12 protein-coding genes are annotated in these 12,774 nt (G+C 69.1%); 1 reads left to right on the top strand and 11 read right to left on the bottom strand.

All coding sequences use genetic code 11. The features are described 5' to 3' along the window. Positions 1-2: 2 nt before the first annotated feature. The 11 genes from H5368_RS06550 to H5368_RS06500 all read right to left on the bottom strand — a co-directional run bounded on the left by H5368_RS06550 (position 3) and on the right by H5368_RS06500 (position 12,152). A complete protein-coding gene (locus H5368_RS06550; RefSeq protein WP_182822556.1) occupies positions 3-518 on the bottom strand; it encodes a DUF2271 domain-containing protein in 516 nt (171 codons plus the stop codon). Positions 519-541: 23 nt separating this feature from the next. Next, on the bottom strand, positions 542-1,180 hold the full coding sequence (locus H5368_RS06545; RefSeq protein ID WP_182822554.1) for a PepSY-associated TM helix domain-containing protein: 639 nt from the start codon (positions 1,178-1,180) through the stop codon (positions 542-544). A gap of 11 nt (positions 1,181-1,191) precedes the next feature. Further along, complete coding sequence (locus H5368_RS06540) at positions 1,192-3,618, bottom strand: TonB-dependent receptor (protein WP_182822552.1); 2,427 nt, start codon at positions 3,616-3,618, stop codon at positions 1,192-1,194. Between the two features lie 75 nt (positions 3,619-3,693). Further along, positions 3,694-5,823, bottom strand: coding sequence for a TonB-dependent siderophore receptor (locus H5368_RS06535; RefSeq protein ID WP_182822549.1), 2,130 nt, complete (start codon positions 5,821-5,823; stop codon positions 3,694-3,696). A gap of 114 nt (positions 5,824-5,937) precedes the next feature. Next, positions 5,938-6,270 carry a non-heme iron oxygenase ferredoxin subunit gene (locus tag H5368_RS06530; RefSeq protein ID WP_182822547.1) on the bottom strand — a complete coding sequence of 111 codons (333 nt, stop codon included), beginning with the start codon at positions 6,268-6,270 and terminating at the stop codon, positions 5,938-5,940. Next, on the bottom strand, positions 6,267-6,803 hold the full coding sequence (locus H5368_RS06525) for an N-acetyltransferase (RefSeq protein WP_182822545.1): 537 nt from the start codon (positions 6,801-6,803) through the stop codon (positions 6,267-6,269). The genes H5368_RS06530 and H5368_RS06525 overlap by 4 nt, the downstream gene beginning before the upstream one ends. Positions 6,804-6,849: 46 nt before the next feature. Beyond that, the gene (locus H5368_RS06520) at positions 6,850-8,127 is read right to left on the bottom strand and encodes a cysteine desulfurase (protein WP_182822543.1); all 1,278 of its coding nucleotides are present in this window, start codon (positions 8,125-8,127) and stop codon (positions 6,850-6,852) included. Then, on the bottom strand, positions 8,124-9,395 hold the full coding sequence (sufD, locus tag H5368_RS06515) for a Fe-S cluster assembly protein SufD (protein WP_182822541.1): 1,272 nt from the start codon (positions 9,393-9,395) through the stop codon (positions 8,124-8,126). The genes H5368_RS06520 and sufD overlap by 4 nt, the downstream gene beginning before the upstream one ends. After that, positions 9,395-10,162, bottom strand: coding sequence for a Fe-S cluster assembly ATPase SufC (gene sufC / locus H5368_RS06510; protein WP_182822539.1), 768 nt, complete (start codon positions 10,160-10,162; stop codon positions 9,395-9,397). Before sufC ends, sufD begins: the two co-directional genes overlap by 1 nt. A gap of 39 nt (positions 10,163-10,201) precedes the next feature. Beyond that, positions 10,202-11,671, bottom strand: coding sequence for a Fe-S cluster assembly protein SufB (gene sufB, locus H5368_RS06505; RefSeq protein ID WP_182822537.1), 1,470 nt, complete (start codon positions 11,669-11,671; stop codon positions 10,202-10,204). A 16-nt stretch (positions 11,672-11,687) separates the two neighbouring features. Next, a complete protein-coding gene (locus H5368_RS06500) occupies positions 11,688-12,152 on the bottom strand; it encodes an SUF system Fe-S cluster assembly regulator (protein WP_182822535.1) in 465 nt (154 codons plus the stop codon). A 127-nt stretch (positions 12,153-12,279) separates the two neighbouring features. Between H5368_RS06500 and H5368_RS06495 the strand changes: the two genes are divergently transcribed. Then, positions 12,280-12,774 (top strand): SET domain-containing protein-lysine N-methyltransferase, encoded by a 495-nt coding sequence (locus H5368_RS06495; RefSeq protein ID WP_182822533.1) that lies wholly within the window; start codon positions 12,280-12,282, stop codon positions 12,772-12,774.

The raw sequence follows: 12,774 nt of genomic DNA, 5'->3' as shown, positions 1-12,774 counted from the left end.
GCTCAGGGCTTGACGGTCAGCGCGACGGCGCCGAGTTCGCTCGTGCCCTGCGCCTTCCCCGACTGCACCGACGTCGCCGGCCACTGGAAGGGGATCTTCAGCAGTTCGCGCCCGCCCACTTCGCGCGCGGCCTCGACCACCAGCGTGTAGCGGCCGGGCTTGAGCGCGGCGAGGCGCGGATCGCGGGAATCGACCTTGACCGCGTGGCGGCCTGCAGGACGCGTCGGCCCGGTCACGCCATCCACCGGCACATCAAGCGTGCGGCCGGCCTTGCGCCACCACTGGCGCAGGTCGGGCAGCCACTTGGTGCCGTGGCCTTCGTCGGTGTCCTTCGTCATGTACCAGGCCGCGAGCGTGGCCGCGGCCTTGCCATCGGCGCCTTCCACGAACACCGCCACGTAGGGCCGGTGGTATTCGGCCACCCTGATCTGCGGGATCTCGATGTGGACGGTCATCTCCGCCGCGTGCAGCGGCATGGCGAGCAGGCCGCCGAGGGCGATGGTGAGGGTCATGCGCATGGGAAGGCCTCGTGCAATCGGGATCAGTGGATGAAGAGCAGCGCGAGCAGCACCGGGACCACGAGCCCCAGGCCGACCCATGGCCAGGTTCCGGGCCGCTGGCGCGCGTGCATCTGCAGCAGGAACAGGCCGGTGACGGTGAACACGATGCAGGCGATCGCGAACACGTCGATGAACCAGCCCCATGCGGGGCCCGCGTTGCGGCCCTTGTGCAGGTCGTTGAGGTAGGAGATCCAGCCGCGGTCGGTGCGCTCGTACTCGACCTCGCCGCTGGCCTTGTCGATTGCAAGCCAGGCATCGCGGCCGGGGCCCGGCAGCGACAGGTAGACCTCGTCCGCGGACCACTCCGCCTCGCGGCCGGCGACCGGCGCGTCGAGTTCATCGCCCAGCCATGCGGCGAGTTCGGCCGGCAACGCCGCCTGGCCGTCGTCGCGCGTGGCGAGCAGCGGCATGAGTGCCGACGGCAGCGCCACCTGGCGGTTGTCGACCGACGGGCTGCCTTCGATCCTGCTGGCGTGGTTGAGCGTGATGCCGGTGACCGAGAACAGCAGCATGCCGACCAGGCAGGCCGCCGAACTGATCCAGTGCCACTGGTGCAGCGTGCGCAGCCAGAAACCGCGGCGCTGGGCGTGGGCGATGGAGCGTTCGGCGGGTGCGGTCATCGGCGGTCGCATCAGAAGCGGTAGTTCACCGACAGCCACAGGCTGCGGCGCTTTTCCTTGACCGCATAGTCGTCGACGCAGGTGTATTCGGCCTGGCTGGTGGCCAGCAGGCAGCTCTGCGAGACGAAGTCCTTGTCGGCCAGGTTGTTGATGCGGGCGTTGACCGTCCACGCATCGCTCGCTTTCCAGTTCGCGCCAAGGTGGAACACCGTGTAGTCGTCGTAATGGCGCACGGTGCGCTCGGACACGTTGGCGACGCCGGGCAGCAGGGTGTCGCGATAGCGGTCGTAGCGGCCTTCGCCGATCAACGACAGCGTCAGCGCATCGGTGGCGCGCCAGGCAAGGTTGGCGTTGAGCATGTGCTCCGCCGGGTTGCCGGCGATCGGATTGCCGCGCTCGTCGCCGCTGGTCTGCTCGCTCCTGGTCCAGGTGTAGTTGCCGCGCAGCAGCCAGCGTTCGGTCATGTCCACGCGGCCCGCCAGCTCGACGCCGCGAGTCTCGGCGGACGCGATGTTGATCGACTGGCTGAAGGTGTTGTAGCCGAGCGCCGCCCAGCCGGGGCCGATGTCCACGCAGTAGCCGCCGCCGGCAGGCGCCACTTCGCAGTTCGGGATGTTGTCGCCGCTGGCGATCTTGTCTTCGAACTTGTTGAAGAACAGCGTGGCGTCGAAGCCGTAGCGGCCGGCGTCGTGGTACACGGCCAGCTCGTAGTTGCGGCTGGTCTCGGGCTGCAGGTCCGGGCTGCCCACGAACGGGCTCACGCCCTGGCCGCCGAATCCGGTGATGCCCGGGAACAGCTGGTCCGGGCGCGGGGTCTTGTAGCCGGTGCTCACGCCGCCCTTGACGGTCCAGCGCTCGTCGGCCTTCCACACCAGGTAGGCGCGCGGGCTGACCTGGCTACCGAACATGTTGTGGCGGTCGTAGCGCACGCCGAGGGTGGCGGTGAGCCGGTCGGACAGCGCCCAGTTGTCCTCGGCGAACAGCGCCCACTGGCGATGGGTCTGGATGGTGCCGTCGCGGAAGCCGGCACCGTCCATGCCGAACACGCCGTCCTCCATGTCGGTGTCGTTGTACTGGCCGCCGACCGTGACCTGGTGGTCGCCGAAGCCCATGTCCAGACGGGTGTCGAGCACCTGGCCGTCGAGCTCCATCACGCGCAGCGGCCGCGGCAGGAAGGCCTCGAGCCGCGCGCGTTCGTCGCTTGTCAGAGCGCTCGAGGCGATGCCGGCGGCGCCGGTGCCGTTGTTGCAGTACGCGGCCTGGGCGCGGCGCGCGCAGACCTCGTTCCACAGGTCCTGCAGTTCGCCGCGCTCGGCGATGGTCAGCGGCAGCGAGCGCCCGAGGTTGCTGGTGGTGTGCCGCGTAAGGCTGGTCTGGCTGGTGCCGAAGTCCCAGCGGCCGACGTGGGTGAGCGCCAGCTGCTCGCGTTCATAGCGCTGGTATGGCGTGTAGCCGACGCGCGGCTGCACGACGCGGCGGGTGCCGCCGCCGGCGAGCGTCGCGTTGCCGCTGCGCCACAGGCTGTCGATGCCGTCGAGCGTTCCGGTCTGGCCGCGGGTGTTGTCGTGCTTCTGGCGCGCGATGTCGTAGTCGAGCCACAGGTCGTGGTGGTCGTGGGCGGTCAGCGCCAGGCGCATGCCGGCGTTCCAGCTGGTGTTGGCGACCTGCTTGCCGCCGCCGCCGAAGCCCATGGTGCGCTCCCACAGGCTGCCGTCGGGCAGCGGCAGCGGATCCCATTCCGGCATCGACTCGTCGATGTCGTACCAGCTGCCGCGCACGGTCAGCCCCAGCACGTCCCTGGCCAGCGGGCCGCTCAGGTAGACATCGGTGGTGCGCGCGTCGCCGAACTCGTCCTCCTGCTGCACGGTGAAGCCCTGGGTGACCGAGCCGGTCCATGCAGGGCCGACGCGGCGGGTGATGATGTTGATCACGCCACCCATGGCGTCGGAACCGTACAGCGTGGACATCGGCCCGCGCACCACCTCGATGCGTTCGATGGCGTCCAGCGGCGGGATGAAGCTGAACTGCCCGCCGCCGAAGTTGTTGGGATACAGCTGGCCGACGTTGCTCTGCCGGCGGCCGTCGATCAGCACCAGCGTGTACTCCGACGGCAGGCCACGCATGCTGATGCTGCCCTGGCCGTTCTTGTCGGTGGTTTCCATGCCCACGTCGATGCCTTCGACGTCGCGCAGCGCGTCGACCAGGGTGGTGTAGGGGCGCGCGGCAAGTTCCTCGCGGGTGATGACGCTGATGCTGGCCGGCGCTTCGGTGAGCTTCTGCTCGAAGCCGGTCGCGGTCACCACGACGCGGTCGAGGTCCACCGGGTCACCGACGGCGTCCGTTGCGGCGTACAGGGCAGGGGAGGAGAGGATTGCCGAGAGGGCGAGGACAAGCGGGACGAGGCGCGGACGGGCGCGCGTGAAGGGCTGCGGTTGCATGGAGTCTCTGGATTGAGGATGCCGGAGTGCCTTGACTGGCTCTCATGTGCCTGGGTGCAGGCGTCTGCCGCGCGGTCAGAACGTCAGGCGCAGGCCGACGTACCAGGCGCGCGGCGTACCCGGGCTGATGTTGTTGTTGCTGTGGGCCGAAGCGAAGTGCTCGCGGTCGGTCAGGTTCTCGACGTTGAGCTGGAGCCGCAGGCGCGCGCTGACGCGATAGAACGCCGCGGCATCGACACGGGTGTAGCCGGGCACGACCACCGCGTTGTCGGCGGCCGCATACATGTCGTCGCGGTGCACGACGCCCAGGCCGATGCCGAAATCGGGCGTCACGTCATACCGGTTCCACAGCGACACCGTATGCCGGGGCAGGTTGGCCAGGTTTCGGCGATCCACGCGGTTTTCGCCGTCCTGCCAGGCGTAGCCACCCATCACCTGCCAGCGCTCGGTGACGTTGCCGGCGATGCCCAGCTCGAGCCCCTCGCTGCGCTGGCCGTCGACGAGGATCGAGGTGGGGGCATCGGGGTTGGTGACGGGGTCGTAGGCCGGGTTGGCGACCGCCACGTTGGTGCGGTCGAGGCGATAGGCGGCGGCGGTCAGCGCCAGCCCGGGGCGGATATCCCACTTCACGCCCACCTCCCTGTTGCGGAACTGTTCCGGATCCAGGGCGCGGTTGTCGGCATTGAGCGAGGACAGCTGGTCGCCGGAGCGCGGCACGTGGGTGACCGAATAGCTCGCGTACAGCGATACCGTTTCGGCTGGCTTGTAGACCAGGCCGGCGCGCGGCGACAGCAGGTTGTCCTCGGCGCTGAGCCGCTCGCCGTTGCGGTGGTTGCGCAGCTCCATCTCGAAGCGGTCCAGGCGCAGCCCGAGCACCGCCTGCCAATGCGGCGAGAACTCGATCTGGTCCTGCAGGTAGAGCGCGGAGGCCTTGGCCACGCTGTGGTTGTCGGCATCGCTCGCGCTCTGCGCGAACCCGATGGGCCCGCGGTAGCGCGGGTCGTCCAGCGGCACGCAGAACGAGCTGGTCACCGTCGGCGTCCCGGGCTGGCAGCTGCTGTTGGCCGGGAAGATCCCGGTCTGGCGGAAGGTGTCGGTGTCCTGTCGACCCAGCTCGATACCGGCGAGCAGGGCGTGGGTGGTGCCACCGGCCTGGACGGTAAAGCCGAGGTCGGTGCGGTTGAACAGGTTTTCGCGGTCGGTGCGGTGGTTGTAGGCACCCAGCGAAACCAGGTCGCCGCGCAGGCTGCCGGGAAACACGTTCTGGTAGAACTTGTCGTAGACCGCGTAGCGGGTGGCGTTGCGCAGCCAGGCGCCGCCGGCGAAGTCGTGCTGCAGGACCGCATCGAACGCGTTGACCCGCGCCCACACCGGGCTCAGCTCGGGGCTGCCAAAGAAGGTCTCCGGATCGGTCGCCAGCGGCCGGCCGTCGCGCGAGGGCACGCCGCGATCGGCGACACGGTCGTCGCGGAAGTGCTCGTAGCCGAAGGTGGCGGTGGTGGCTTCGCCCAGGCGCAGCGCCAGGGTGGGGTTGATGCCATAGCGCGCGACGGTCATGCCGTCGCGGTAGCTGTCGGAGTCCTCCGCCAAGGCGGTGACCCGGTAGGCCGCGGCGTCGCCGAGCGCCTGGCCCTGGTCGATGGTGAAGCGGCTGCGGTTCCAGGAGCCTGTCTGGGCGGTGAGTTCGTGGTGCTCGCCCCAGTCCGCCTTGCGGGTGACGCGGTTCAGGACACCGCCGGAACCGCCACGGCCGAACATCATCGCGTTCGGCCCCTTGAGCGCTTCGACGCGCTCGATGTTGTAGACGTCGCGGATGTACTGCACGTCGTCGCGCAGGCCGTCGACGAAGAAGTCACCGGTCGAGCTGTTGCCGCGCATCACCGTGGTGTCGCGGTTGCCCTCGCCCTGGGCCATGGTCACGCCGGGCAGGTAGCGGACGGTGTCGGCCAGCGAGTTCATCCCCTGGTCGAGCATCAGCTCGCGAGTGACGATGCTGATCGCCTGCGGCGTATCGAGCAGTGGGGTGCTGGTGCGGGTGGCGCTGGTGGTCGCGTCGACGGCGTAGGGCGCAGGGCGCTGGCCGTGAACCTCGATGCGGTCGAGGTCGGTGGGGGTGGACTGCGCCGCAGCCCCACCGGAGGCGATCGCTGGCGGGGCAATAGCGGCAAGGAGAGCGACGGACAGTGGGAGCAGCGGATAGCGCATCAGGAGGCTCTTCAGGACTTGGGCCGGGACCGGATGCGAATGGTAATGAGAATGATTGGCATTTGTAAACACTGGCCAGGCGTTCGCGATCGGCGAAGCAGGAGCGTCGTGATGTCACTCGCGGTCGTCGCGGCTCCAGATCCCGGCGTCGTCGCGCTTCACCGGGAACTTGGCCACCGGCTCATAGGCCGGCGCACACAACGCGCGGCCGTCACGCACGTCGAACTTCGCGCCGTGCAGGACGCATTCGATGGTGGCGTCGGCGGCATCCAGCGCGCCCGCGGAGAGCTCGAACTCCTCGTGGCTGCACTGGTCTTCCAGCGCGTACAGGTCGCCATCCAGGTTCACGACCAGGATCGGCGTACCGGTCACCTCGTCGAATACGGTGCGCATTTCGCCCGGCAGCAGCTCGCCGGTGGCGCACACGAAGGTCCAGGTCTCGCTCACAGCGCCTTCTCCAGGTATTCGAAGCGCAGGTCGTCGCGCCGGGGGATGCCGAAGCGGCTATCGCCATACGGGAACGCGCTGTGCTCGCCGGTGCGCCGGTAGCCGCGGCGCTCGTACCACGCGATCAGCTCCTCGCGGACATCGATCACCGTCATCCGCATTGTCGCCAGGCCCCAGTGCTCGCGTGCGATGCGCTCGCACTCCGCCAGCAGCGCGCGGCCGATGCCGCTGCCCTGGTGCCCCGGCGCGACGGCGAACATGCCGAAATAGCCGCGCCCGTGGTCGTCGGCGACGTGGGCGCAGGCCAGCAAGCGGCCCGCCTGTTCGGCGAGCACCACCAGGCTGCGCGGCCGGGCGATGTCGCCGCGCAGCACGTCGGCGTCGATGCGGTCACCGTCGAGCAGGTCGGCTTCGGTGGTCCAGCCGGCGCGGCTGGCGTCGCCACGATAGGCGGAAGTCACAAGCGCAACGAGCGCGTCGATGTCGTCGTTGCTGGCGGGTCGGTAATTCGGCGCGGGCGCGGTGGTGTCCATGCCGCCATTTTGGCAGGCCGGCCGGGCCATGGGCGCGCCGGCGCGCTCAGGCCAGCAGGCGGCGGACCTTGCCGAGCGCCGCCACGAAGCCCTCGATTTCGGCGTGCGTGTTGTAGAACGCCAGCGATGCGCGGCAGGTGGCGGTGACGCCCAGCCATTCCAGCAGCGGGTGCGCGCAGTGCTGGCCGGAGCGGATGGCCACGCCTTCGAGATCGAGCAGGGTGGCCAGGTCGTGCGCATGCACGCCGTCGACCACGAACGACACCACCGCGGCCTTGCCGGGCGCGGTGCCAAGGATGCGCAGGCCGTCGATCTTGCCCAGCGCCTCGTTGAAGTGCGCCAGCAGGTCCTGCTCGCGCGCCTCCACGTTGGCCATGCCGAGCGCGTCCAGGTAGTCGACCGCCGCGCCTAGGCCGATGAAGCCGGCGATGTTGGGCGTACCGGCCTCGAACCTGCGCGGCGGATCGGCGAACAGCGTGCCGTCCAGGCGCACCTCGGTGATCATTTCGCCGCCGCCGAGGAAGGGCGGCATGGCGGCCAGGTGCTCGCGTCGTGCCCACAGCGCGCCCGTGCCGGTCGGCCCGCACATCTTGTGTCCGGTGAAGGCGTAGAAATCGCAGCCGATGGCGGCGATGTCGACCGCACGGTGCGGCAAGGCCTGCGAACCGTCGACCACGGTGGTGATGCCGCGGCGCCGCGCTTCGCGGCAGATGTCGGCCACCGGATTGACCGTGCCGAGCACGTTGCTGACGTGGGTGACGGCCAGCAGCTTGACGGCGCCGGTCATCTTGGCGCGCAGCATGTCGAGGTCGAGGCTGCCGTCGGGCAGCAGCTCCACGACCTCGATGCGCGCGCCGGTGCGCTGCGCCACCAGCTGCCAGGGCACGATGTTGGCGTGGTGCTCCATGCGCGTGAGCAGGATCGCGTCACCCGGGCCCAACCGCGGCAGCGCCCACGAGTACGCCACCAGGTTGATCGCGAACGTGGTGCCGCTGCACAGCACCAGGTCGTCCGCCCGCACGTTGGTGAAGCGCGCGATCCTGCGCCGCGCGCCTTCATACGCCTCGGTCGCCTCGCTACCCAGCTGGTGCACGGCGCGGCTGACGTTGGCGTTGTGGTGGCGATAGAACGCGTCGACCGCGTCGATCACCGCGGCCGGCTTCTGACCGGTGTTTGCAGAGTCGAAGTACACCAGCGGCTTGCCGTGCACTTCGCGCGCGAGCAGCGGGAAATCGGCACGTACCGCCGCCCAGTCAACCGCGTCCGCCGCAAGCGCCTGCGCGGCGGGGTCAGGATGGGGATGCAGCTGGCCCGGACCGTTCATGCCAGCGCCTGGGACTGCACCGCGCGGTCCAGCACCGCCTCCAGCAGCGTGCGCAGCGCGGGCGTGGTCACCACGGCCAGCAACGGCTCGCGCACGAACGCGGCCGTCAGCAGCGCGCGCGCTTCGGGCTCGGCCAGGCCGCGCGAGCGCAGGTAGAACATCGCGTCGGGATCGAGCTGGCCGACGGTGGCGCCGTGCGCGGCCTGGACTTCGTCGGCATGGATCACCAGCACCGGCTGGGTGTCGATCTCGGCGGTGTCGGACAGCAGCAGGTTCTTGTTGGACAGGCGCGCGTCGCTGCCGTCGGCGCCTTCGCGGATCTCGATGCCGCCATGGAACACGCAGCGTCCGCGGCCCGCCGCCATGCCGCGCCAGCCGAGCTGGCTGCGCGTATCGCGGGCGATGTGCCGGATGCCGAGGCGGGTGTCGAGGTGGCGGCGTCCGGAGGCCAGCATCACGCCGTTGGCGACGAGCTCGGCGTTCTCGCCTTCCAGGCGCACGTTGAGCTCATGGCGCGACAGGCCGGCGCCGAGTTCGAGGTCGAGGCGGCGATAGGTGGCATCGCGGGCCAGCACCGCGTCGGTGCGCGTGAACAGCGTGGCTTTCGCCGCCTCGTCCTGGATACGCGCGTGGCGCAGCACGGCACCGCTGGCGATGTGGACATGGCTCAGCGCATTGCCGAGATGGGCGTGCTCGCCGCCGGCGATGTGGTGCTCGATCACCGTGGCGCTGGCGCCGCGGCGCAGCTCGATGAAGTGGCGCGAATGCCAGGCCAGGTCGCCCTCGGCCGGCGCGCCCACGAACACCAGGTGGACCGGCGCGGGGATCGCGACGCCCTCGGCCACGCGCAGCACCGCGCCGTCATCGGCGAGCGCGGCGTTGAGGCGCGCGAATACCTCGTCGGCGCGGGCGTAGGCCTTGTCGAGGAAGTTGCTCTCGCGCGGGTCGGGATCGGCCAGCGCGGCGGACAGCGGCAGCAGCCGCGCGCCTTCCGGCAACCCGTCGAGGTCCGAGGCGGTGGCCAGGTAGCGGCCATTGGCGAACACCAGGCGTGGCGCCGGGATGCCGGCGAGCAGTGCAGGATCGATCGCGTCGTGCGGCAGCGGCGCAGGCGAGAAGCCGCGGCGCTCGAGCGCGCGCAGCGAGGTGTACTTCCAGGCTTCGCTGCGCGCGCCCGGCAGGCCGTCGCGCAGCGCGGCATCGAGCGACGCGCGACGCGTGGCCGCGCCGCCGAAGCCGGCGGCAAGCGAGTCGAGCAGCGTGGCCATCAGGCGACGGCCTCCGGCGCCACGCGGTCCTTGATCCACTCGTAGCCCTGGGCCTCGAGCTGCAGCGCAAGTTCCGGGCCGCCGCTCTGCACGATGCGGCCGTCGGCGAGCACGTGCACCACGTCCGGCTTGATGTAGTCGAGCAGGCGCTGGTAGTGGGTGATCACCAGGAAGGCGCGGTCCGGCGAGCGCAGCGCGTTGACGCCGTCGGCCACCTGGCGCAGCGCATCGATGTCGAGGCCGGAGTCGGTCTCGTCGAGGATCGCCAGCTTCGGCTGCAGCACCGCCATCTGGAAGATCTCGTTGCGCTTCTTTTCGCCGCCGCTGAAGCCTTCATTGACGCCGCGGTGCAGCAGCTGGTCGTCGAGGTGCAGCACGCCGAGCTTCTCGCGCACGATCTTCAGGAACTGCATCGAATCGAGCTCGGCTTCGCCGCGTGCGCGGCGCTGGGCGTTGAGCGCGCTGCGCAGGAAGTAGGTGTTGTTCACGCCCGGGATTTCCACCGGGTACTGGAACGCGAGGAACACGCCGGCGGCGGCGCGCGCCTCCGGGTCCAGAGCGAGCAGGTCGGCGCCTTCGAACGCGACCGTGCCGGCGGTGACGTCATAGCCAGCGCGTCCGGCGACGATATTGCCGAGCGTCGACTTGCCGGCGCCGTTGGGACCCATCAGCGCGTGCACTTCGCCGGGCTTCACTTCGAGCGAAAGGCCCTTGAGGATTTCACGGCCGCCGGGGATGGAGGCGTGGAGGTTGTCGATCTTGAGCATGTGTGGGGTCCGGTGTGGGATGTTCGCGGGGGCCGGCGGTCAGCCGACGGAGCCTTCAAGGCTGACTTCCAGGAGCTTCTTGGCTTCCACCGCGAACTCCATCGGCAGTTCCTTGAACACCTGCTTGCAGAAGCCGTCGACGATCAGGCTCACCGCGTCCTCCTCGCTGATTCCGCGGCTGCGGCAATAGAACATCTGGTCGTCGCTGATCTTGGAGGTGGTGGCTTCGTGCTCGACGGTCGCGCCCGGGTTCTTCACCTCGATGTAGGGGAAGGTGTGCGCGCCGCAGGTCTTGCCGATCAGCAGGCTGTCGCACTGGGTGTGGTTGCGTGCGCCGTCGGCGCCGGCGGCGATCTTCACCAGGCCGCGGTAGGTGTTCTGGCCGTGGCCGGCGCTGATGCCCTTGCTGACGATGGTGCTCTTGGTGCGCTTGCCGATGTGGATCATCTTGGTGCCGGTGTCGGCCTGCTGGCGGTGGTGGGTGAGCGCCACGGAGTGGAACTCGCCGACCGAGTCGTCGCCCAGCAGCACGCAGCTCGGGTACTTCCAGGTGATCGCCGAGCCGGTCTCGACCTGGGTCCAGGTGACCTTGCTGCGCGCACCGCGGCACTCGGCGCGCTTGGTCACGAAGTTGTAGATGCCGCCCACGCCGTTCTCGTCACCGGGGTACCAGTTCTGCACCGTGGAGTACTTGATGTCGGCATCGTCCAGCGCCACCAGCTCGACCACCGCGGCGTGCAGCTGGTTCTCGTCGCGCATGGGCGCGGTGCAGCCTTCCAGGTACGACACCTGGCCGCGTTCCTCGCAGATGATGAGCGTCCGCTCGAACTGGCCGGTGTGCCCCGCGTTGATGCGGAAATAGGTGCTGAGCTCCATCGGGCAGCGCACGCCCCTGGGGATGAAGACGAACGAGCCGTCGGAGAACACCGCGGAGTTCAGCGCCGCGAAATAGTTGTCGCCGGTCGGCACCACGGTGCCGAGGTACTGCTTCACCAGGTCCGGATGGTCCTTGATGGCTTCCGACATCGAGCAGAAGATCACCCCCTTCTCGGCCAGCTCCTTGCGGAACGTGGTGCCCACCGAGACCGAGTCGAAGACCGCATCCACCGCGACCCCGGCAAGGCGTGCGCGCTCGTGCAAGGGCACGCCGAGCTTGTCGTAGGTGTCGAGCAGTTCCTTGGGCACGTCGTCGAGCGAGGCGTACTTCGGTCCCTTGGGGGCCGAGTAGTAGCTGATCGCCTGGAAGTCGATCGGCGCGATGGACAGCTTGGCCCAGTGCGGGACCGGCATGGTCAGCCAGTGGCGATAGGCCGCCAGGCGCCATTCCATCATCCACTCCGGCTCTTCCTTCTTCGCCGAAAGCGCGCGCACGGTGTTTTCGTCCAGCCCGATGGCGAACGAGTCGGACTCGATGTCGGTGATGAAGCCGGCGTCGTAACGACGGCCGAGCTGTTCGTGGATCTCGCGGTTGGCGAGAACCTCTTCCTGTGGTGCGATCTGGGTGGCCATCGGACTGCCTGTGGACTCAGGTCACGGCGAGGCGTGCGGGGATGCGCCTCGATGTGCCGGGTGGGGTGTCGGGGAGGGGCGGGGTGTCGAGCATCTGTGCGAGGCTCACCCCGCGCAGCGCGTCGGCGACCACGTCGTTGATGCGCCGCCAGTTGGCGCGCGCGCCGCACTGGCTGGCAATGCCGCAGCTGGTGTCGTCGAGACTGCATTCGGTCATCGCCAGCGGCCCTTCCATGGCTTCGACGATCGCGATCAGGCTGATGTCCGAGGCATCACGCGACAGGCGATAGCCGCCATGCGCGCCGCGGAAGGCATCCACCAGGCCGGCCTGTGCGAGCGGCTTCAGCACCTTGCTGACCGTGGGCGGTTCCAGGCCGGCGTGTTCGGCCAGTTCGACCGCGCTCAGCACGCGGCCGGGCCGCGCGGCGAGCACGGTCAGCACCACGGTGGCGTAATCGGTCAGGCGGGTGACGCGGAGCATGGGGGGGTCCTCAATCAGGACCGAAATTGTACTCTTTGCTCGCGCGCGGTCCAAGCCGTCACGTTCAGCTGCCATGGCAGAACCGCGGAACTTGCACCACAATGGATTTTTTGCCGGCGAAGAACAGATGTCGAAGAAGGAAAAAGCCAGCGCCAGGATCCGCAAGATCGAGGCCCGCGACTCCGAAATCCATGGCAAGGGCGTATTCGCCATCGCCCCAATCGCCAAGGGCGAGCGCGTGGTGCGCTACAAGGGCGCGCTGCGCACCCACGACGAGGTTGACACCGAGTACGGCGAGCTTGACGAGGACGGCCACACCTTCCTGTTCACCCTCAACGACGAGTACGTGATCGATGGCAACGTCGACGGCAACGTGGCGCGCTGGATCAACCACAGCTGCGCGCCCAACTGCGAAGCGGTGATCGAAGAGGACGACAGGGACCGCCGCCACAAGGACAAGGTGCTGATCCAGGCGCTGCGCGACATCAAGCCCGGCGAAGAGCTGACCTACAACTACGGCATCGTCCTGGACGAGCGCCACACGCCGAAGCTGAAGAAGCTCTGGGGCTGCCGCTGCGGCGCGGCGAAGTGCACCGGGACCATGCTGCAGCCCAAGCGCTGA

The organism is Luteimonas sp. MC1782, from assembly GCF_014164605.1.
GTDB lineage: Bacteria > Pseudomonadota > Gammaproteobacteria > Xanthomonadales > Xanthomonadaceae > Luteimonas.
Note: the sequence above shows the minus strand (reverse complement) of the source record. Positions and strands in the feature narration are given on the sequence as shown.

Coding starts and splice junctions, on each gene's coding strand:
- H5368_RS06550 (WP_182822556.1), bottom strand. CDS start 518: ATGCGCATGACCCTCACCATCGCCCTCGGCGGCCTGCTCGCCATGCCG.
- H5368_RS06545 (WP_182822554.1), bottom strand. CDS start 1,180: ATGACCGCACCCGCCGAACGCTCCATCGCCCACGCCCAGCGCCGCGGT.
- H5368_RS06540 (WP_182822552.1), bottom strand. CDS start 3,618: ATGCAACCGCAGCCCTTCACGCGCGCCCGTCCGCGCCTCGTCCCGCTT.
- H5368_RS06535 (WP_182822549.1), bottom strand. CDS start 5,823: ATGCGCTATCCGCTGCTCCCACTGTCCGTCGCTCTCCTTGCCGCTATT.
- H5368_RS06525 (WP_182822545.1), bottom strand. CDS start 6,803: ATGGACACCACCGCGCCCGCGCCGAATTACCGACCCGCCAGCAACGAC.
- H5368_RS06520 (WP_182822543.1), bottom strand. CDS start 8,127: ATGAACGGTCCGGGCCAGCTGCATCCCCATCCTGACCCCGCCGCGCAG.
- sufD (WP_182822541.1), bottom strand. CDS start 9,395: ATGGCCACGCTGCTCGACTCGCTTGCCGCCGGCTTCGGCGGCGCGGCC.
- sufC (WP_182822539.1), bottom strand. CDS start 10,162: ATGCTCAAGATCGACAACCTCCACGCCTCCATCCCCGGCGGCCGTGAA.
- sufB (WP_182822537.1), bottom strand. CDS start 11,671: ATGGCCACCCAGATCGCACCACAGGAAGAGGTTCTCGCCAACCGCGAG.
- H5368_RS06500 (WP_182822535.1), bottom strand. CDS start 12,152: ATGCTCCGCGTCACCCGCCTGACCGATTACGCCACCGTGGTGCTGACC.
- H5368_RS06495 (WP_182822533.1), top strand. CDS start 12,280: ATGTCGAAGAAGGAAAAAGCCAGCGCCAGGATCCGCAAGATCGAGGCC.